This is a genomic window from Klebsiella sp. Q2 (assembly GCF_009900705.1).
GTDB lineage: Bacteria > Pseudomonadota > Gammaproteobacteria > Enterobacterales > Enterobacteriaceae > Klebsiella > Klebsiella quasipneumoniae.
Genome location: NZ_JAAABE010000002.1, coordinates 545,715 through 565,669, shown reverse-complemented (window position 1 = coordinate 565,669; position 19,955 = coordinate 545,715). Strand labels below are relative to the sequence as shown.

The window sequence follows — 19,955 nt, the reverse complement described above, 5'->3', positions numbered from 1 at the left end:
CCTGAGGTACAGCAGAATCAGGCTTCGTAGCAATGAGTCGGTTCACAGCGTCCGGAATCCACCCGGTGCCGTAAATCACCGCAAGGTCTGTCATAAGGTAATTTCATAACGTATCGCGACACCTTTTTTCTTCACGCAGGCCTTCTCTTTCACGGTTTGTCAGAACTGTGGACCGCAGTAATCTCCACTCCGTGCTTTAATCAATGAGAGTGTGTCGGGTGCAAATTAAACTACCTTTCTCAACAGCAAAGGCGGGATACGCCTACCCTCGCAGGGTTTCTGCGTCTGGTAATATGCCCATGACAGTCTCAAAGACCGCTTTGAGGGTTTCCCGGTTTAAGGCACATAATCGCGCGGCGTTGCCCCCAAAATGCAGCGAAAAGCAGCGGTAAAGGCCGCCGGGCATGAGAAACCAAGCTGGTAAGCGACCTGTTTGATTGGAACGCCGTTCGCAAGAAGATCCAACGAAGCGCAAATTCTGGCTCTCTGCTTCCATGTTCTAAAACTAAAGCCTGTATCCTTCATAAACAAGCGGGAAAAGGTCCGTTCCGACATGGCCGACATAAAAGCCAGCTCGCTCAGCGATGCCTCCCAGCGCTGATTGACCAGTAGCGATCTGGCCGCGCTAAATAATCGCTCATCATTCGGCATGGGTAGCGCCATCGTTAAAGGTGGAGCCTCGCTGAGAATTTCCAGAAGCAACAAAGCTATCTTCCGTTGAATCGGTCTGGCGTAGTCCTCACTGAACAGCCCAGCGATAAGTTCTTTGACTAACGGCGTAGCCGTGATCACATGCACCTGCTGACTCTTCGTAAAGCTCGTACATTCTGCGATAAGGCTACTGCTGAAATAGATCGCCCTCAGATCGGTTTGTGAAATCAGATGATAACTATGGATATGCAAAGGCGGTAGCCATAATGCCCGCTGAGGAGGGATCACCCACCGGTCACTCTCTGTTTGCACCAGCATAACCCCTCTGGTGGCGAAGAGTAGCTGCCCCTCAACATGATGATGGGGAGGATCTGCCTCGCCGCGTTGATAGCTTATCGCAGTACTGGACCAGCCTGTGGCCTCATCATGTCTTGGCGCTTTATCTATACTACCTGGCATTTCAGATTTAGCCCCTGCCATTATCATATCGAAACTGGAACCACCCGGAGTATAGCCTTAGGCAATGGGTGCGTGACTTATCATTCTGATCATCAAAGATATTACAGGAGCTTAACCTCATGCGCGTACACTTTATCGTACATGAAAGTTTTGAAGCCCCGGGCGCATATGCAACCTGGGCAATAAACCAGGGTCATGATGTAACTTACTCACGCGTCTATGCAGGCGATCGGCTACCTGCTGACGCCGAAGGCATCGATTTTCTTATCGTTATGGGCGGCCCGCAAGATCCGGACACAACGCTTGAAGCGTGCCCGCACTTTAATGCTAAAGCGGAACAGACGCTGATTGCTTCCGCGGTTAAAACCGGTAAGGCGGTGATCGGTATTTGCCTGGGTTCACAGCTAATCGGTGAAGCGCTGGGCGCACCGTTCTCTCATAGCCCGGAAAAAGAGATTGGTAAATTCCCGATCACATTGACCGAAGACGGGAGGAAGGATGAGATGTTCTCTCACTTTGGGAAAACACTGGCAGTGGGTCATTGGCATAACGATATGCCGGGTTTGACGCCAGAGGCCAAAATTATTGCTTACAGCGAAGGCTGTCCGCGGCAGATCGTTGCCTATTCAGACCGCGTCTTTGGTTTCCAGTGCCACATGGAGCTCACATTGGACGTTGTAGAGCGGCTGATCGCTCATTCTGAGAAAGACCTGAGCCGTGCAGCAGAATATCGTTTCGTTGACACGCCTGAAGCGCTCCGGGCGCACGATTACAGTGAAATGAATCAAGTACTTTTTGGCTTTTTGGATAAGCTGGAGGCACGTTACAAAGCAGCGCAAGCATAATGTCATGCTCGGTAAGCTTGCCATCGGTTTTGATTTTAATGTCCGCTCCTGGCACAGAGCGGACAAGCTTCCTGAGTTGAAGGTCCGCTATGAACGAGGAGCGGACGTTTGAAATTTTCTTCACTGTTTTAAGGCTATCCATGTACATTGACTAACGGATGGCAAGTAAATGCTCAATATAATAGAAGACTTCTAAAATTGGCATGTTTAAGGCAGATCGTATGGAATACTTCAGTTTAATAGAGGGCGAAGAAGAGCCGATAACAGAGACGACTCTTCTTCATATCCTCAGCCAATAAAATTGCATTGGTATTCGGGTACTTTCACACGACGTTGTTAGACAATTTAACGCTCTGTTGAATTCATACAGGTCTGGCGAAATGATGAATCAAGCATAAGGTCTCGTGCTTCACTTGGATTTCGGAAATTAATCCATTTGGTCATTCCGGATATACACTGTTCAAGTCGAGCGTAATCAACTCTGCTGGGTGGAGTTGTTGCAGTAAAACAGCCAACCGCTCCCCAAGACTCACGAATTTTCTGATCAGTTTCGTCATTAGTTAACACAATTGCATAGCCAGATGTAACCGAAATAACATCGACTCTATGCGCGAGGAAAGAACCACTTAATTTTTCTGTAAGTGTCTCGATATCTTTGGTTGATACAGAATGTTCCTTAGTACACTGCTCTCCGGATACACACTGGAGGTTGCATATCGGTAGAAGTCTCGGTTGCTGATTAGCGCAAGCAGCTAGTAAAAATATCTGCGTAATTGCGATAAAACTTCTGCACTGGCAAGTCATGGCAACAACTTAATGTTTGAAAGTTCTGTAAGTATATCCTTTTCAAAAGCGGTATTTTTTTGAACGATGTAGCCAAGTACTCGAAGGCTTGAGTCACCATCAGAAAAGCGTAGCTCATCACCATTTTGTTCAACAGTGTGTTTTTCCTGATGTTCATGACGCTTGTAGCCTCCGCCAAGACCAATTCCAAACAAGCGAACAGAACCACTACCGCCGACAGAGAAATCGCGAACATAATCGTACTTCCATATATTAGTAGACTTAAAGATTACATTAAATCCTCTCATAACAACCAATGCTTTGGGGTAATAGAGGAGGGTACCTTTAGCTCCAAGGAATCTTTCGAAGGTTCTTTTATTTTTAAGTATTAACTGATTTTCAAAGAGATTAGAATTAAACCATGATGGAGGCTGGACGGGCACTATCATACATGCTTTGCACCCTAACATTACATCTTTAGTGTGAGAAAACTCTTCTTCGATCTTAGTTGATGAAGAAGCGTTGACTGATGCGCTAAACCAGCCATAAGAACCAGATGCTGAACCAGACCAATCAACGGACATACTCTCTTTCGCAGTACTAGACTCGTTAATTCCAGCACTAAAGTGACCGAGCGGACCGCCAGCTATAGTATCAAAAGACATATCGGGGAATATCACAGGTCTATCGGCAAATAGTGCAGTATCCCCTGTGGCTAGCGATGCAAGGTAAGGTAATGAAAACTTTGAACCATCAGGATACTCATCATCAGGTCGACGTGGATATCTAATGCGAGCCCCGACCGAGATCAGCTTGTCCCACGCCTCCTTTATTTCCCGTTGATCCACATCAGAGTATTGTCGTCTTCTCAAGCGTTCAAGCGTTCCGTAGGTGTCAGCAAGTGCTTTACCTTGAGCATCTATGTCGTTTGCATTTCCATAGCGGTTACTCCATTGTAAGTATTGAGACAGGTCCCCAGATGGAATGCCGCGAAGCTCCGCATACTCTTTCCATGCATCAGCTTCTTCTCGTACAAGACGGCGAACCTCTTTTTTGATGTTGTCTAAACGTACAACTTTAGCGTTGATTTAGCTGACCACCTCAGGAGGAAGCTCGATCGCTTCTACAAGTTGCAAGGCGGTTTCAACAAACCTCTCATACTCTCGCGCTAGCGTTCTATCTGTAACGGAAAACTGATCACTCAGAGGTTCGGGTTTTATTATTTGGTCGACTTTATTTAAATAAGTAAAATATGAAAACCAACAGTAATTCTTTGAAAAATCCAAAGGTTCGGCAATTGTTTGAAGTTGAATATACTGTTCTGCTTTCATATCACTTTTAACTTGACCTTTTACAAGCTCATAAAACAGGTCAAATGTGGCTTTATAGTGACTAAGCGGTTGTATTTCTTGTAGATTGGCAATGTGCGGCATTTATTTATCCTTGGTTTTTGATGTGTAAAGAGAATAAAACGCTTCGGGCTAGAACTATGATCCATACTCACGAGAAAAGATATAAATAGAGAGCCTCCATATTTCCAATGCTGTGGATTGCAAACATTGGCCGCAATATGGAATATCTTCTCGTACGATTTGATTAACTCTACTTCTGACACAAGTCTGCTGTTGCAGTCCTGACAATCTTAGATATCAAGCTGTAAGCACCCCTGCAAAACGACCTTTCTACTTTTATATAGCCTATGCTACTCCAACTTCCGTTTCTGACACACAAGGGACGGACTTGTTCAGTAAACCTGGAGACAAAACGGGCCTAATCTGGATGTTCCGCCAATTAAATCAAAGACAAGTATTTTAATACGTTACTCAGTTTAATGGTTTTCCGTGCATGTATTTTATATTCCGTTCTAGACAGATATCACTTACACCTCCTTTTTAAATTTACGCTTTGCCGATAATCTGATTGGTAAATAATGTAAAATCTCTCAAGAAATGGGGGACTTTATCAATTGCTCCCGCTATTGACACTTAATAAACATGCGCAAGTTATTTTATAATACATATCCAAATTCATGTATGGTTATGAAGGTAATTAATGCTATTTACTTATTTTTAGCACAGCGTATTAAAGTTGTCTAAAAATAAAGTACAAAAAGATTTATTGCTTCATAACGCTTAAATTCATGGTTCAACTATAGATCGATACGATTCTCGCAACCTAAAATATCGTTAGCGTTCTAATTGAATAGAAAGTTTATGGTGGATACATTGACTGATCTTGACCCACCATCTCCGGACAGCTTCCTATCTGCACATCTCATGTGATGAACTACGTCTGCTTTTGGCACAGAGCGGACGAACCAACTGAGGTTAAGTTCCAGTCTGAACGAGAAGCGGACAGCGGGTTTACAGGTTGTGTATACCTTAACGGGCTGATGTCGATACTATGCCGGCCCGCTAAACATCATGCGGATGACGACGCCTGTACACCGTTCCTGCCATTTGATATCGCCCGGGTGTTAAGAGCCGTTTCCAAACGTCCTTGATGCCATCGCGACTGAACCCAGGGAAACCATTCCAGCCCGCTTTTGAATACTCCCCAGAACAAGCAATTGCAACCAGACAGGACCCGCGACGGGACCGACAAACTGAGGAAGAACAGCAAACATGAACAGCAGGAATCTGGGGTAAGTCAGACTGTTTAATCCAGGTGACGTAAATGCGTCGCGATCCCCCATTTTAGGGCGGTACATCTTCCATTAATCAGTTCGAACACGGAGTAACTCGCGTTGGGTTGTGAATACCGGTGAAAATCATCCACAGCACCACTTTTTAGCATCGCAAGCACACCTTGAATGACCTGTCCGTGAGACACAATACATATTGTTCGATGATGACGTTTTTTTTCCAGATTGGTTAAAAAATGCATAATTCGCTGCGAAGCATGTGAGAGAGACTCACCCTCTGGCGGACAATACTCTGCATCAAGGTTGAATAACGCTTCTGCGGCGTCTGGATTATTCTGCAGGAGCTCTATGGTTGTCATACCTTCAAACTGACCAAAAGCCTGTTCTTTCAGCGCTGGTTCAGCTATCAGTGAACAATGAAAACTCTCCGCCAGGCGCTGTCCCATTTGCCAGGCCCGGCCAAGCGGAGAAGCGTAAACACATTCTACCCGGTAATCACTCGCTACAAACGCTGCCAGCAAGGCTGCTGTTTGACGCTCCCCACGAAGCGTCAAGGCGCTATCACTGTGTCCCTGAATAATACCTTTTACATTCCACTCTGTTTCCGCGTGTCGAACCAGTATTACTTGCATCATTGAAGGGTCACATATGCTGTTGTTTAAAATGTTACAAACTAAAAACACCCCGTTTATATGCTGGCAAGTTCTCAGCTCTCAACGAAAAACAGGAACACGTGTCGCTGACACGGATTATGTTCAGTAGCCCCTGCCGGCGGCCTCTATCTCAGTAAAACCTGAATCAGCTGTACGAAGATATACACTCCCGCTACCACTTGTATGATCCGAAAACCCCATCTGAAATAACGCCATTGATAACGTTCTCTGGCATCAGCCGCTTCAATGGCAGGATCAAAACGTTTTCTTTTCCTGGTTCTGAATGTATCGAATACCCACAGGACGAGAATGAAGATGATGATGACTTTTTCAAAGATTAGATGGTTCACAAAGAGAGATTCCGGTCTTCTCATGGTTACAGGCAGAATAGATAAACCGCATCGAGGTAGCCACCACTAAATGTTGGGGTACCTGAAGACGCAAGCCAGGTGTCTGTCTTATGGCTGCGTTAATGCATAGCAACGCCATGAATGCGACATTCATTGCCGACACATGCTGCCGGAGTCCCCTTCCCCTGAGCATCAGGCTGGGTGATAAAACGACGGCGGTTGCCCGGTCACGCGGCGGAACATGGTGGCGAAAGAGGACGCATTGTCGTATCCAAGGGATAATGCCACTTCGTTCACCGGTTTGCCTGCTATCAACCATGCCAGGGCGCTCACCACACAGGCTCGCTGTCGCCAGGCGGAAAATGACATGCCCAGCTGCTTCAGGAAATGGCGGCGAAAGGTACTGGGACTCATAAACAGCGCCCTGGCCCAGCGCGCCGCAGGATCATGGATAGTGGGGTTAAGCAAAAAAGCCTGACAAAGCGCCAGCAGCGCCGGATGCTGTGGCAACGGAATGTCAAATTCGCGGACCGGCATGGCGGCCAGTTCCAGCAACATCAACTGTATCAGCATGCGATCGCGTGGGCTGTCGTACAACGGTGGTAAATCCACAGCCTCCAGCAGTAGCTGGCGCAACAGCGGCGAGACGCTGATCACTTCGCAACGATGGTGTTTAATGCAAGCGGCCACACAATCTGGCTCAATATACAAGCTGCGCGTGGTCACCCCCACAAATCTGACAGCGTGCACGGTTTCAGGGGGGATCCAGACAGCATGTTGCGGAGGAACCACCCATTCTCCGTCCTGCGTAGTGACATACATCAGTCCGGTCGCGCCGTACAGCAGCTGTGCGCGACGATGCTGGTGCGGGGGCAGAATATACCCTTGCGCATAGTCATTGCCTAACGCCACCACTTCGCGATCGAGCCGATCGACCTCGTCAATTTTTATGTTGCGCACACCTGTCTCCCTTTGACCGATTTACAAAGGTAATTGAGCGCTGTGCAAATGGGAAGCTGTACGCGACCGGTATAAGCTGCTCGCTCATTTTCAGGGCGGGGATATTCTGTTGAATGATATCGTTATAATTGCGCTGGCAGGCTTTACTACCGGCATTACCACGGTGCTGTTCGGCTTCGGGGGCGGCTTTGTGGTGGTGCCCTTTGTCTATCAACTGATGCTCCGCCAGCCGGAACTCACGGAAAACGCTATGCACGTCGCGGTGGCTACCTCAACGGCGGTGATGATATTTAACGCCGGCTGGATCAGCTATCGTAACTGGCGGGCGGGCAAGCTTGCCGCACAGACGCTGTTTCCGTTGATATGGTTTATTGCCATTGGGGCAGTAGCGGGCTCCTGTCTGGCGGGGATATTTAGCGAGAATATTGTTCGCGCGCTGTTTATTCTCTATATGCTGGCAACCATCAGCGATTGTTTGTTGCGCAAGGGATTTTTCACGGGCAGCGCTCGGCGTCGGCTGTCACTGCCAGTGGTCACCGGCGGCGGTGTGGTTATCGGTACGATTGCCGCATTGCTGGGCGTGGGCGGCAGCGTCATGACGGTGCCCCTGCTACGGCGACACGGGTATGCGATGCAGGAGTGCGTTAGCGCATCCAACCCACTTTCTTTGCCCGTGGCGCTATGCGGCGCTGTGACCTATGCCATCATTGGCTGGCACACCATTCCGTTGAGCGGATTTCTGGGTTTTATCAGCCTGAAAATTCTAGGCCTGCTCGTCCTGACCGGCTGGGCCGGGATAGCGTTTAGCCGCCGGGCTATCCCTGCGGTACCGGATGTATGGTATGCACGCATCTATGTCCTGCTACTGTTCCTGGTGCTCCTCGCCATGCTGATTCAATAATCACGATTCATCACGGCGTCTTTCAGGGTTTATCGGTGCAAGAGACGCGATCGGGTGATGCCCTCTCCCCGGGGAGAGGGCAAGGAAAAGGGGCAGCAGGCTACCCGCGATACGGATGAACCTCGCGCCAGTGGTCGGCGATCTGCTGCCGGGTGCAGACCCACACCTTGTCGTGCTGCTGGATATAGTCGAGGAATCGCTGCAGCGCGCGGAAACGCCCCGGACGCCCAAGCAGCCGGCAGTGCATCCCCACGGACATCATCTTCGGCGCGGTTTCTCCCTCGGCGTACAGTACGTCAAAGCTGTCTTTCAGATAGGTATAAAACTGCTCCGCGGTGTTGAACCCCTGGGCGGTGGCAAAGCGCATGTCGTTGGCGTCGAGGGTATAAGGCACGATCAGGTGCGGTCGGCGGCTGCCGTCGCTGCAGACCACTTCGCTCCAGAAGGGTAAATCATCACCGTAATAATCACTGTCATAGTCAAAGCCGCCGTGCTCCACCACCAGTTGGCGGGTGTTGGGACTGTCGCGGCCGGTATACCAGCCGGTGGGCGGCTTGCCGAACAGGTCGGTCAGCACCTGCACCGCTTTGTGCAGATGCTCTCGCTCCTCGGCGATATCCATGTGCTGATAGTGGATCCAGCGCCAGCCGTGGCTGACCACATCGTAATCCGCCGCCTTGATCGCCGCCACAATCTCCGGATGACGCGCTAGCGCCATCGCCACGCCGAAAACCGTCAGCGGCAGCCCTCGCTGGCTGAATTCGCGATGGATGCGCCAGAACCCGGCCCGACTGCCGTACTCATAGAGCGAGTCCATCGACATATGACGCGCCGGATAGCTGGCGGCGCCGATGATATCGGACAGGAACTGTTCCGAACCCGCATCGCCATGCAGGACGTGATTCTCCGCGCCTTCCTCATAGTTGAGGACGAACTGCACCGCGATCCGCGCCCCGCCCGGCCAGCGCGCGTGCGGCGGCTGCCCTGCATAACCTCGCAGATCGCGAGGATAGTGTTCCTGGTTCTCAACCATCTTCTGCCCCTTTTAAAATGGATTTAACGACTGAAATTGCCCGCTTAACGCCTTTTTCTCCGGGAACGCTAAGTCCCCGTGCTTGCTGGTCGCCAGGCCCAGCGCGACCAGCGACTCCACCATCTTCACCGCCGCGCTGACGCCATCGATCACCGGCACCCGCAGCTCGCGGGTCAGCTCCTGCGCCAGGGTCGCCATCCCGCCGCAGCCAAGGACTATCGCCCCGCTGCCATCCTCTTTCAGCGCGCGAATGCAGCGCTCGCGCACTTTCTCCTGCGCCAGGCCACTGCCGTCTTCCAGCGCCAGTACCGGCAAATCAATGGCGTGCAGCGCCGCGCAGTGTTGATGAAATCCGTACTGGTGCAGTAAATGACGGGCGATGATCAGCGTGCGCGGCAGCGTGGTCACAATGGAGAAACGGGTGGCGACCATCGTCGCCATATGCATCGCCGCTTCCGCAATGCCGATCACCGGCCCCTGGGCCAGTTCGCGCGCTGCCAGCAGCCCCGGGTCGCCGAAGCAGGCGATCACATGTCCATCCACCCCCTGCTCGCGTCCGGCCTTGATCTGCTCCAGCACACCGACCGCTGCGATGGCTTCGTCAAAATGGCCCTCAATTGACGGCACGCCGGCGCGGGGACAGACCGCAAGGATCTCGGTACCCGGCGCGGCGACCGCGCGCGCGGCGGCGCCTATCGTTTCGGTCATCGCCAGGCTGGTGTTGGGGTTGATCACTTGTATACAAACAGAAGACATCACGACTCCTTGTGACCGGCGAACAGCCGGGAAAAATCGGGCAGGCTGACGCCATCGCGCTCGAAGCACAGGCTGGCGACAATATGATCAAAATGGTGCATCAGCGCCTCGCTGAGCGGCTGCAGGGCTTTATCCCGCAGCAAACCGACCAGCTGCTGGTGATCGTCGCAGCGACAGCCCTGGCGCCAGGGTGCGCCCCAGGCGGCAATCACTAACGAGGAGCGCTGGCTGAGGCGGGTCACCATCTCAGTGAGCACCGGGTTGCCGGAGATAGCCTGCAGCTGAATGTGAAAGTCAGCGGAGTGGCGGATGGCCGCCGGGCCGTCGTGCGCCTCATGGGCCTGCTGCTCACGCTGAATAATGTTCTCCAGCGCCGCCAGATGCGGCGGCTGACAGCGCGCGATCACATCGGGCAGATTCGCGACCTCAAGCAGCGCCCGGGTGCGAAAGATCGCCTGGGACTCTTCCACGCTCGGGCTGGTGACGTGTGCACCACGTTTGGGCGTTAATGTGACCAGTTGCACAGCGGCGAGTCGTTGCAGCACCTTTCTGATGCCGGTGCGGCTCACGGCGAATACTTCCGCCAGCGCCTCTTCCGGCAGTTTGCTGCCCGGCGGCAGCTGATGTTCGACGATAGCCGTCATCAGCGCCTGGTAAATGCTTTCGTCCTTATCCTGCAGCGCTGGCGCGGCCTGGAGACGATGTTCATTATTCATTAACCCACTCCGGTTTCACTTATCGATAGCAGATCGTATACATAAAATTTATTTTTTGTATACAAGATTCATCATTCTGGCCTGGATCCTGCAATAGCCTCAGCAATCCATATCAAAGGGTTTTCATTCAGAGGAGCAGGTTTCATGCCACATTCATCCCACACGCAGCAGACGAAGACTCACGAGGCGGCCGCCGGCTACAGTCCGCGGCTATGTAATGACGATCTGGCGCCCACCCGCGACCAGAACTGGAGCTGGTACAATATCTTTTCATTCTGGATGTCGGACGTGCACAGCATGGGCGGCTACGTGGTGGCGGCAAGCTTCTTTACGCTTGGGCTGGCCAGCTGGCAGGTTCTGCTCTGCCTGCTGGTGGGCATCTGTATTGTGCAGCTGTGCGCTAACCTGGTGGCGAAGCCCAGCCAGATGGCCGGGGTGCCTTACGCGGTGATCTGTCGCCAGGCGTTCGGTGTCTTCGGCGCCAATATCCCGGCGGTGATCCGCGGGCTGATCGCCTTCGCCTGGTACGGTATTCAGACCTATCTGGCGGCAAACGCCCTGATGCTGGTCCTGCTCAAGTTCTGGCCCTCCCTTGCCTCGCTGACCGGCAGCAGTTTCCTCGGGCTGTCGACGCTCGGCTGGCTCTGCTTCGCCACCATGTGGCTGCTGCAGGCGATGGTTTTCTGGCACGGCATGAACGCCATCAAGCGTTTTATCGACATCGCCGGTCCGGCGGTCTATGTGGTGATGCTGGCCCTGGCAGGCTGGATTGTATACAAGACCGGTCTGGATGGGATCTCCTTTACCCTCGCCAGTAAATCCCTGAGCGCCGGAGAGCAGACCTGGCAGATGATCACCGCCACGGCCCTGGTCGTCTCCTACTTCTCCGGGCCGCTGCTTAACTTCGGCGACTTTTCCCGCTACGGCAAAAGCATGGGCGAGATCCGCCGCGGCAACCGCTGGGGACTGCCGTTTAACTTCCTGCTGTTCTCGGTGGTCACCGTGGTGATTGTCTCCGGCACCCAGTCGCTGTTCGGCAAAATGATCACCGACCCGATTGAAACCGTCAGCCGCGTTGGGAACGATCTGGCGGTGGCCATCGGCCTGCTGACCATGATCACCGCCACTATCGGCATCAATATCGTGGCTAACTTCGTCTCGCCAGCCTTCGATTTTTCCAACTGCGCGCCGCAGAAAATCAGCTTCCGCGCCGGCGGGATGATCGCTGCGGTGGGCTCGATACTCCTGACGCCGTGGAACCTGTTTAACTCACCGGAGCTGATCCACTATACCCTCGACGTGCTGGGTGCCTTTATTGGCCCGCTGTTTGGCATCCTGATCGCCGACTTCTATCTGATCAAACGCGGCCGGGTGTCGGTGGACGACCTGTTTGACGATACGCCGAAGGGTAAATACTGGTACCGCAACGGCTTTAACCCGAAAGCCATTGCCGCCCTGCTGCCGTCGGTGGGCCTGGGACTGATTATCAGCTTTATTCCGGCCCTGCATGAAGTGGCGAACTTCAGCTGGTTTATCGGCGTCTTCCTCGGCGCGACCACCTACCGCTGGCTGGCTCGCGACGAGCGCGAAGTGCAGGCGAAAGCCGCCTTCCGCTCCGGCGCGGTGGCGCAAAAAGAGTAACCTTCCCCTTCTGCCGCGGCGTCTGGCCACGGCAGGCTGCAAACTGGCACCAATCTTGCTGTTTATCACTATTCCCAGAGCGTTAAGAGAAGGCAGGTTCGATGATGGATTACCAGACCGCGGTGCGCGGTGCATTTTTTGATATCGCCGGCGTGGCGGAGACCCCGGATGAGGTGGCCGCCCAGGCCCGCTATCTCGATGATGGCCTGTTGTTCTTGCAGGACGGAAAAATTGTCGCGCTGCTGCCATGGCAGGAGGGTGAAGCCTTTCTGCATCCGCTGAAGGGCTATGTTGACCTGCGGGGTAAACTGCTGTTGCCGGGGTTCGTCGATGCCCACGTCCACTATCCGCAGACCGAGATGATCGGCGCCTTTGGCGAACAGCTGCTGGAGTGGCTTACCACTTACACCTTCCCGGTGGAGAGCCAGTTTGCCGATGCGGAGTATGCCCAGGAGATAGCGCAGTTTTTTGTAAATCAATTGATAAGCCATGGCACCACCACCGCGCTGGTGTTTTGTACCCTGCATCCGGCCTCGGTGGAGGCGTTATTCAGCGAAGCGCTGCGCCTCAATATGCGCCTGATCGCCGGGAAAGTGATGATGGATCGCCATGTGCCCGACTACCTGTGCGAAACCGCCGAGGAGAGCTACGAGCAGACCCGGGGGCTGATCCGCCGCTGGCATCAGCGTGGCAGGCTGGGGTATGCCATTACCCCGCGCTTTGCTCCCACCTCGACGCCGGCGTTGCTGGAGGCGGTGCAGCGTCTGCGGGCCGAGTTTCCCGATACCTGGCTGCAGACGCATCTCAGTGAAAACCGCGAGGAGATCGCCTGGGTTAAGCAGCTGTGGCCGGAGCATGCGCGCTATCTGGATGTCTATCATCACTATCAGCTCACCGGCGAACGCAGCGTATTTGCTCACGGGATCCATCTTGATGATGCCGAGTGGCAGTGCCTGCATGACACCGGTTCCGCAGTCGCCTTCTGTCCGACCTCGAATCTGTTTCTCGGCAGCGGGTTGTTTCGCCTGCCCGCCTGCTGGCAGCACCAGGTGCGGATGGGTATCGGCAGCGACGTCGGGGCCGGGACCACCTTCAGCATGCTGCGGACGCTGGGCGAGGCCTACAAGGTAGGACAACTGCAGAGCTATCGCCTGCGCGCCAGCGAGGCCTTCTATCACGCCACCCTCGGCGGCGCGCGCGCCCTGCGGCTGGAAGAGAAGATTGGCAATTTTCAGCCGGGCAAAGAGGCCGACTTTGTGGTGATTGACCCGGCGGTCACTCCGCTGCAGCGTCTGCGGATGGGCCGCTGCCATGATATTTATGAGCAGCTGTTCGTACTGATGACCCTGGGCGATGAGCGCAATATCAGCGAGACGTGGGTTAACGGCGAGCGGGTGTGGTGTCAGGATTAACCCTCACCCTGGCCTCTCCCGGAGGAAGAAGGCGCTGGCCGGCGGCTGCTGGGTTAGTGGCCTTCAAAAACTCATCGCCAGTCCAACGCCATAGCCTGTGGTGTTATTGCCGAACATATAGCGCGCCACCAGCCGGGTGCGGGTGATAAAGACCGGGTATTTACTGCTGTCCAGCTCGAGTCCAATCCCCAGCGACGTTAAACCGGAGAAGCCCAGCGCCCCTCGCTGTTCGCCCAGATATGCAGTATGCGCCCCTTCCAGCACGTAGCGCAGCGGGTTGCCCAGCAGCGTCCAGTCAGCGATCGGCGCGCGGCGGCGCAGATACAGACCGAGATTCTCCGCGCTGGCCTCCCCCTGCACCACCTCAGCGCTGCTGCCGAAACTTTGCAGATGCATATAGGAGTAACGCAGCTCGGCATCAATATCCTGGGTGGCGGAGAAGCGTTCATAATCCAGCATCAGCGCTCCGCCGAGCCCCCATGCATTGAACCGACCGCCGTCGAGGAACTGCAGTTCGGCGTTGGTTTTTCGTTCAATTACCCAGCTGCCGAGGCGCGCATCGCTGGCCAGGGTGCCGAGCATCACATTGACGATCGGCCGCAGCACCAGGTTGCCGCCAAAGCGATCCCGGTGCAGCGAAAAATCCCAGCCGACGCCGCCGGTGGTGGTCAGGCTGTTCCACTTGGTGGGCACATTCCGCGTCTGTTCGCCATTGCTGACCACAAAACGCGGGTCGTAACGGCTGTAGCCCATCGTTCCTTCGAGATAGAGAGGAAACGACTCGCTCAGGGTCGCCCCGCCGCCAAACTGGGTAATGGCCAGGTTGTGTTTGTCGTTGCTCCCGGAGCCAATATTGAGATCGCTGGCGGTCACGTCGGGGACCACGGTATAGCTCATCAGGGTCAGAACAGCATCGGCACGCTGCTTGATGGCGTGACCGTTCGCCGCCAGCGTCGCCGGCGCAGAAAGAGAAACTACCGACAGGACAACGAGAAAACGCACCATGAGTCGCATGCCACCTCAGCCGCAGGCAAACAAGATTACCGCCCGAATCAGCAGGCAGGACTCTCCTGAGTATAGCCGGCGAGTCTGCCTGCGCATCAGACGGCGATAAATAGCGCCACCTCTATTCTGACCGCCCGGAATGGGCCGCTACGTTTTCCGACGGCAAGCGCGTTACCCGGTTGCGCCCGTCATTTTTCGCCGCATACAGCGCTTTATCGACGCGGTAAAACAGCTGATCAATCGCTTCGCCATCATGATGCTCGGCAACGCCAATGCTGACGGTGACCGACAGCGTCTGATACTCGCTGATCGCCTGACGGATCGCCTCCGCCACCATCAGCGCGCGGGCGATCGGCGAATGAGGCAAAAAGAGCAGAAACTCCTCGCCTCCCCAGCGATATATCTTATCTTCGCGGTCCACCGAGGTTTCCAGAATGCGGGAGATCACCAACAGGACTTCATCGCCTTTTTGATGACCGTGAATATCATTAATACTTTTGAAATGATCGATATCGATTAACAGCAGACAAAAGCCATGGCCGATAAACGACGGCGCATCGACGAGCCGGTAAAATTCGCGGCGATTGAGTAGTCCGGTTAAGGGATCGTGGGCGGCGGAAAATTCCAGCTCTTTTTTCAGAAGCACTTCTTCGGTGATATCGTGAATGATGCATAACATCAGCCGAATATTATATAGCACCACCGGCCCGGCATAGGTTTGAACATGGCGCAGCGAGCCGTCAGCCAGAATATGAGTAAAATTAAGCGGCTTATGCCCGCCGGGCATATTGGCAATGTTATTCATAATAGGGATCACATCCCGGCCCAGGGTATTAATTTGCCAGGTATGTTTATTGCGCATTTCCTCATCGGAATAATGATAAAAGCGCAGTGCGGCAATATTGGCATCGACAATCAGGCCCTCTTTCTGAGGATCGATCAACAGCATTGGCGCGGTATTGGTCATAAAAAAACGGGCAAAAAAACCATTGTTACGCCGCTGGTAGCGGCGGGAGCCGGTATGAATCGACTGATTTTGCGCGAGCAGCTTCACCGCTTCAAATAACAGTAAGGGGCCGCAGTCCTCGGTCTCGACCAGGGTAGTTTTACAATATACCGACTGCAACCCTTTGGCGGTCTGCAGCGTCCAGACTTCAAATATCTCAGTCATCGCGTCGAGATAGCGCAGATAATGCTGCAGCTGCGTTTCCGGGCAGGTGGAATAGATACCGTTGCGCATCTCATTCAGCGACATATCGCCGCTCAGCGTCCGGGAAGCCTGATTGGCATAGACCACACACTCTGTAAAAGGATGGACTACCCAGATCGGCGTGCTTAATACATCAAAAACAGCCAGCTCTTTTAATAACATACAGGCCCCAAACCGACCCACTCCCGGCGCGGAACGGCACATTATTCAGTGCAGCCCTGACGCTGGCACAAAGTGATAGCAAAAAGTCATCGAGTAAACGTCATTACGCGCGTGCGCGGCAAGTATAGTCGGTTACAGGCCCAGCGACGCCCATCCGGAGCGACTTTGCGCACGGTTTAACCGACAAAGACGACACTGCCTTTATTATTAATTTTATTTCAATAGCATAGCAGCAATGCCAGAACAGGTAGTCGCTTTTGATCACAGACTGTGTATACCCGTCACACTTTACGCGGCAGGAGCGCAGGCTTGTCCTGTGGCACGCAGATTGTCGCTGTTCTGCGCAGGGTTACCGTGATAGTTTCTATCATAACGCTCATTTTTAATGGTCATCACAGTGAAAAAATCCACCAGCAAAATCACGCTTTCCGACATTGCGCGTGAAGCTAACGTCGGCGTGGCCACCGTCGACCGGGTACTCAACAAGCGCACGGCGGTGAAGGAATCGACCGCGTACCGCGTGCTGGAGGCCGCCCGGCGGCTGGGGTTTACGCTCGAACAGCCGCACTATCGCCTGGCCGCCGGCAAAGCGCCGGTTACCGTCAGAATGGGCTTTATTCTGCTGCAGGAGACCCACTCCTTCTACCTGCCGCTGGCAAGGGCGCTGGCAAGAGAGGCCGCGCCGTGGCTACCGGCAGGCGAGACACCGGCGATCCTGCATTTTGCCATTGATGCGGTGGAAGCAATGGCCCAGGCCATTCACCGGCTCAGCGATGAGGTGGAGGTGCTCGGCCTGGTGGCGCTGGATCACCCGCTGATTCGCCATGCGGTGGGCCGTGCCGCCGCCCGCGGCGTTCGCGTATTCACTCTACTTTCAGATCTGTCGGTTCCCCAGCGCAGCGGCTATATCGGCCTCGATAACCAAAAAGCCGGGCGCACCGCCGCCTGGTTTATCGACCGCTTATGCCGTGGCGAAGGCGAAATAGCCATTATCATTGGCGATAATCGTTTTACCTGTCAGGAAAGCTGTGAGATCAGCTTCCGCTCCTGCCTGCGTGAGCAGGGTAAAGGGCAGCAGATCCTCGAGCCGGTTCGCAGCCACGAACGGGCGGATGTCGCCAGAAGCGTAACGGAAAAGCTGCTCAGCCAGTACCCGGCCCTGCAGGCGATCTATGCTCCCTGCGGCGGCGTCGAAGGGATTGTCGGGGCGCTGCGCGACAGCGGCCGCCAGCAGGCCGTCACCCTGGTCTGCCATGGCCCGCTAAGCGGCAGTGAACTGGCGCTGATCGACGGCACCATCGATGTCATTCTCAACCACCGGCTGGATGACCTGGCCGCCGCCACCCTGCGCGCCATGACGGAAGCCGTTTCGCGGCCGCCCAGCGACGTGATTTCGCATCCTCAGCCTTTCGATATCATCACCAAAGAAAATATGTAAACGCTCGCCCCGTCGCCAACGGGGCTGCCTCACGCCTGAACCACGCCTCGCCTCATTTTGATAAATAACTATCAAAAACAACCTCAATATAAATCATGATGGCCATCATAAAATCATCATTCCAATATTGTTGGCTATGAAATTTTCATTCAATACTCTGCGGCATCCCCTGTGAAAAAAGGAAGCCGACATGACACATCCTATCGCCAACGCCCCCTGCAGCTGGGGTGTGGATGACCCGAAAAACCCTGACCTTCCCGCCTGGGCTACCGTGCTGAAGGAGGCGGCGCAGGCCGGGTATCGCAGCATCGAGCTCGGCCCGTGGGGCTACCTGCCCACCGACCCGTCCAGCCTGCGCGCGGCGCTGGACCAGCATCAGCTGTCGCTGGTCGCCGGGACGATCTTTGACGATCTGGTGAGCGAGGCCCATTACCCCACTCTGGAGGCGCTGACCCATCAAATATGCCGCAATCTGTCTCAGGTTCCGGCCGCCGAACCTATCCCGGGGCACCCTTTCCAGCCGCCCTATCTGGTGATTATCGACTTCGGCAACCCCGAGCGGGCGCGATTTGCCGGACGCAGCGCGCTGGCTCCGCGCCTCAATGACCAGGACTGGCAGCGGATGATGGCGCACATTACCGCCCTCAGCACCCTCGCCTGGCGGGAGTACGGTGTGCGGGCGGTTATTCATCCCCACGCCGGGGGCTGCATCGAATTTGCCGATGAAATCGAGCGGCTGGCCAACGATATCCCGCACGACGTGGCGGGGTTGTGTCTGGATACCGGGCATCTCTACTACGCCGGAATGGATCCGCTCACCTGGCTGGATCGCTATTACGCGCGGCTCGACTACCTGCACTTCAAGGATGTGGATCCGCAGGTTTACCAGCGCGCCATCGCCGAAGGCATCGACTTTTTCACCGCCTGCGCCGAAGGGGTGATGTGCCCGCTCGGCAGCGGCGCCATTGACTACCCGGCCATTAACGATTTCCTTGCCCGCCGCGGCTATCAGGGCTGGATAACCATTGAACAAGAGCGTGATCCGCGCCATGCCGCAGGCAGCCTGCAGGCGGTCACGGAGAGCCTGCGCTATCTGCGCGACGTTGGATTCTGACAGGAGACACCCCATGATTAACGGTTTAAGACCTCTCGATCGCACCCTGCGCTGGGGCATGGTCGGCGGCGGCGGCAGCAGCCAGATCGGCTATATTCACCGCTCTGCCGCCCTGCGCGATAACACCTTTGCGCTGCTGGCAGGCGCCTTTGATATTGATGCCGAACGCGGGCGCCAGTTCGGCCAACAGCTGGGGGTGGATCCCGATCGCTGTTACGCCGACTACCAGAGTCTGTTTCGCGGCGAGGCTGCCCGCCCGGACGGTATTCAGGCCGTGTCGATTGCCACGCCGAATAACACCCATTATGCCATCTGCCGGGCGGCGCTGGAGGCCGGGCTGCACGTGGTGTGCGAAAAGCCGCTGTGCTTCAGCAGCGAAGAGGCGGACGACCTGGTGGCCCTCAGCCAGCGGCAGCACAAAATCATCGGCGTGACCTACGGCTATGCCGGTCATCAGCTTATCCTCCAGGCCCGGCAGATGATCGCCGACGGACTGCTGGGCGACATCCGTATCGTCAATATGCAGTTTGCTCATGGTTTCCACGCCCAGCCGGTGGAGCAGGAAAACGCCAGTACCCGCTGGCGGGTCGATCCCCGCTTCGTCGGCCCCAGCTATGTGCTGGGGGATTTAGCCACCCACCCGCTGTTTCTGGTCGAAACCATGGCCCCGCAGCTGAAGATCGCCCGGCTGATGTGCGCCAGACAAAGCTTCGTCAAAAGCCGCGCGCCGCTGGAGGATAACGCGCAGGTGCTGATGGAGTATGACAACGGTGCCATCGGCTCGCTGTGGAGCTCCGCCGTTAACTGCGGCTCCATGCACGGGCAAAAGGTGCGCATCGTGGGGGAAAAGGCCAGTCTCGAATGGTGGGATGAACAGCCCAACCAGCTGCGTTACGAGGTGCAGGGCGAGCCAGCGCGCATTCTGGAGCGAGGCATGGACTATCTTGATCCGCTGGCGCGTCAGGATGATCGCATCGGCGGTGGTCACCCGGAGGGGCTGTTCGAGGCCTGGTCGAATCTCTATCGCCGCTTCGCCATCGCTATGGACGCCGCGGACCGGCGCGACGAAGCGCTGCTGGCCGACTTCTGGTATCCGGACGCCCGCGCCGGGGCGTTCGGCGTCCGCTGGGTGGAAAACTGCGTGCGCTCGGCCGACAACGGCGCCTGCTGGGTCGACTTCCGCTAACTCGCCGGCTCAGGGCCTCGCCCTGAGCCTTCCACG

At 55.0% G+C, this 19,955-nt stretch carries 17 protein-coding genes and 2 pseudogenes; 7 read left to right on the top strand and 12 right to left on the bottom strand.

Annotation, left to right across the window (positions count from 1 at the left end; translation table 11 throughout):
• Positions 1–336: 336 nt before the first annotated feature.
• A complete protein-coding gene (locus GT756_RS10450) occupies positions 337–1,137 on the bottom strand; it encodes a helix-turn-helix domain-containing protein (RefSeq protein WP_174562434.1) in 801 nt (266 codons plus the stop codon).
• A gap of 92 nt (positions 1,138–1,229) precedes the next feature.
• Here GT756_RS10450 and GT756_RS10445 point away from each other — a divergent pair, with 92 nt between their 5' ends.
• Positions 1,230–1,955 carry a type 1 glutamine amidotransferase gene (locus GT756_RS10445; RefSeq protein ID WP_048294885.1) on the top strand — a complete coding sequence of 242 codons (726 nt, stop codon included), beginning with the start codon at positions 1,230–1,232 and terminating at the stop codon, positions 1,953–1,955.
• An 800-nt stretch (positions 1,956–2,755) separates the two neighbouring features.
• Here GT756_RS10445 and GT756_RS10440 read toward each other — a convergent pair.
• The 6 genes and pseudogenes from GT756_RS10440 to GT756_RS10415 form a co-directional block, all read right to left on the bottom strand.
• The gene (locus GT756_RS10440) at positions 2,756–3,610 is read right to left on the bottom strand and encodes a hypothetical protein (RefSeq protein ID WP_160124754.1); all 855 of its coding nucleotides are present in this window, start codon (positions 3,608–3,610) and stop codon (positions 2,756–2,758) included.
• Between the two features lie 216 nt (positions 3,611–3,826).
• Entirely contained in the window at positions 3,827–4,171 is a 345-nt protein-coding gene (locus tag GT756_RS10435; protein WP_160124753.1) for a hypothetical protein, read from the bottom strand.
• A 948-nt stretch (positions 4,172–5,119) separates the two neighbouring features.
• Positions 5,120–5,400: pseudogene (locus tag GT756_RS26195) on the bottom strand (LysE family translocator); the annotation flags it as partial.
• Positions 5,397–6,017 (bottom strand): histidine phosphatase family protein, encoded by a 621-nt coding sequence (locus GT756_RS10425; protein ID WP_074194073.1) that lies wholly within the window; start codon positions 6,015–6,017, stop codon positions 5,397–5,399. The gene GT756_RS10425 and the pseudogene GT756_RS26195, both read right to left, overlap by 4 nt.
• Before the next feature lie 143 nt (positions 6,018–6,160).
• A complete protein-coding gene (locus tag GT756_RS10420; RefSeq protein ID WP_004202530.1) occupies positions 6,161–6,385 on the bottom strand; it encodes a hypothetical protein in 225 nt (74 codons plus the stop codon).
• A 192-nt stretch (positions 6,386–6,577) separates the two neighbouring features.
• On the bottom strand, positions 6,578–7,345 hold the full coding sequence (locus tag GT756_RS10415) for a helix-turn-helix domain-containing protein (protein WP_160124752.1): 768 nt from the start codon (positions 7,343–7,345) through the stop codon (positions 6,578–6,580).
• 109 nt (positions 7,346–7,454) lie between these two features.
• Here GT756_RS10415 and GT756_RS10410 point away from each other — a divergent pair, with 109 nt between their 5' ends.
• Positions 7,455–8,246: a sulfite exporter TauE/SafE family protein gene (locus GT756_RS10410; protein WP_106939063.1), complete on the top strand. Its 792-nt coding sequence runs from the start codon at positions 7,455–7,457 to the stop codon at positions 8,244–8,246.
• Positions 8,247–8,346: 100 nt separating this feature from the next.
• Here GT756_RS10410 and puuE read toward each other — a convergent pair whose 3' ends face one another.
• From puuE to GT756_RS10395, 3 genes and pseudogenes are all read right to left on the bottom strand, one after another.
• The gene (gene puuE / locus GT756_RS10405) at positions 8,347–9,246 is read right to left on the bottom strand and encodes an allantoinase PuuE (RefSeq protein WP_227659798.1); all 900 of its coding nucleotides are present in this window, start codon (positions 9,244–9,246) and stop codon (positions 8,347–8,349) included.
• Positions 9,164–10,035, bottom strand: a pseudogene (gene hpxA, locus GT756_RS10400) (allantoin racemase). The gene puuE and the pseudogene hpxA overlap by 83 nt, the downstream one beginning before the upstream one ends.
• Positions 10,035–10,751, bottom strand: a complete 717-nt coding sequence (locus GT756_RS10395; protein WP_002905523.1) for a GntR family transcriptional regulator — start codon at positions 10,749–10,751, stop codon at positions 10,035–10,037. The pseudogene hpxA and the gene GT756_RS10395 overlap by 1 nt, the downstream one beginning before the upstream one ends.
• A 144-nt stretch (positions 10,752–10,895) precedes the next feature.
• Between GT756_RS10395 and GT756_RS10390 the strand changes: the two genes are divergently transcribed.
• Together GT756_RS10390 and guaD are read left to right on the top strand one after the other, a co-directional pair.
• Positions 10,896–12,392, top strand: a complete 1,497-nt coding sequence (locus tag GT756_RS10390) for an NCS1 family nucleobase:cation symporter-1 (protein ID WP_043519602.1) — start codon at positions 10,896–10,898, stop codon at positions 12,390–12,392.
• Between the two features lie 101 nt (positions 12,393–12,493).
• Positions 12,494–13,804, top strand: a complete 1,311-nt coding sequence (gene guaD / locus GT756_RS10385; protein ID WP_136073448.1) for a guanine deaminase — start codon at positions 12,494–12,496, stop codon at positions 13,802–13,804.
• A 63-nt stretch (positions 13,805–13,867) separates the two neighbouring features.
• On the opposite strand, the gene GT756_RS10380 is transcribed toward guaD, so the two are convergent.
• Together GT756_RS10380 and GT756_RS10375 are read right to left on the bottom strand one after the other, a co-directional pair.
• Complete coding sequence (locus GT756_RS10380; protein WP_065904303.1) at positions 13,868–14,809, bottom strand: hypothetical protein; 942 nt, start codon at positions 14,807–14,809, stop codon at positions 13,868–13,870.
• Between the two features lie 121 nt (positions 14,810–14,930).
• Positions 14,931–16,181 (bottom strand): sensor domain-containing diguanylate cyclase, encoded by a 1,251-nt coding sequence (locus GT756_RS10375; protein WP_004202549.1) that lies wholly within the window; start codon positions 16,179–16,181, stop codon positions 14,931–14,933.
• A 397-nt stretch (positions 16,182–16,578) separates the two neighbouring features.
• On the opposite strand from GT756_RS10375, the gene GT756_RS10370 reads away from it, so the two are divergent.
• From GT756_RS10370 to GT756_RS10360, 3 genes are all read left to right on the top strand, one after another.
• A complete protein-coding gene (locus GT756_RS10370; protein WP_065904461.1) occupies positions 16,579–17,619 on the top strand; it encodes a LacI family DNA-binding transcriptional regulator in 1,041 nt (346 codons plus the stop codon).
• 190 nt (positions 17,620–17,809) lie between these two features.
• Complete coding sequence (locus GT756_RS10365; RefSeq protein ID WP_049003889.1) at positions 17,810–18,733, top strand: TIM barrel protein; 924 nt, start codon at positions 17,810–17,812, stop codon at positions 18,731–18,733.
• A gap of 13 nt (positions 18,734–18,746) precedes the next feature.
• Positions 18,747–19,919 carry a Gfo/Idh/MocA family protein gene (locus tag GT756_RS10360; RefSeq protein WP_004202560.1) on the top strand — a complete coding sequence of 391 codons (1,173 nt, stop codon included), beginning with the start codon at positions 18,747–18,749 and terminating at the stop codon, positions 19,917–19,919.
• Positions 19,920–19,955 lie beyond the last annotated feature (36 nt).

Excerpts from the sequence above, each read along its gene's own strand:
- GT756_RS10395 (WP_002905523.1), bottom strand. The coding sequence starts at position 10,751 with ATGAATAATGAACATCGTCTCCAGGCCGCGCCAGCGCTGCAGGATAAG.
- GT756_RS10365 (WP_049003889.1), top strand. The coding sequence starts at position 17,810 with ATGACACATCCTATCGCCAACGCCCCCTGCAGCTGGGGTGTGGATGAC.
- GT756_RS10450 (WP_174562434.1), bottom strand. The coding sequence starts at position 1,137 with ATGATAATGGCAGGGGCTAAATCTGAAATGCCAGGTAGTATAGATAAA.
- GT756_RS10435 (WP_160124753.1), bottom strand. The coding sequence starts at position 4,171 with ATGCCGCACATTGCCAATCTACAAGAAATACAACCGCTTAGTCACTAT.
- guaD (WP_136073448.1), top strand. The coding sequence starts at position 12,494 with ATGATGGATTACCAGACCGCGGTGCGCGGTGCATTTTTTGATATCGCC.
- GT756_RS10375 (WP_004202549.1), bottom strand. The coding sequence starts at position 16,181 with ATGTTATTAAAAGAGCTGGCTGTTTTTGATGTATTAAGCACGCCGATC.
- GT756_RS10445 (WP_048294885.1), top strand. The coding sequence starts at position 1,230 with ATGCGCGTACACTTTATCGTACATGAAAGTTTTGAAGCCCCGGGCGCA.
- GT756_RS10390 (WP_043519602.1), top strand. The coding sequence starts at position 10,896 with ATGCCACATTCATCCCACACGCAGCAGACGAAGACTCACGAGGCGGCC.
- GT756_RS10425 (WP_074194073.1), bottom strand. The coding sequence starts at position 6,017 with ATGATGCAAGTAATACTGGTTCGACACGCGGAAACAGAGTGGAATGTA.
- GT756_RS10380 (WP_065904303.1), bottom strand. The coding sequence starts at position 14,809 with ATGGTGCGTTTTCTCGTTGTCCTGTCGGTAGTTTCTCTTTCTGCGCCG.
- GT756_RS10360 (WP_004202560.1), top strand. The coding sequence starts at position 18,747 with ATGATTAACGGTTTAAGACCTCTCGATCGCACCCTGCGCTGGGGCATG.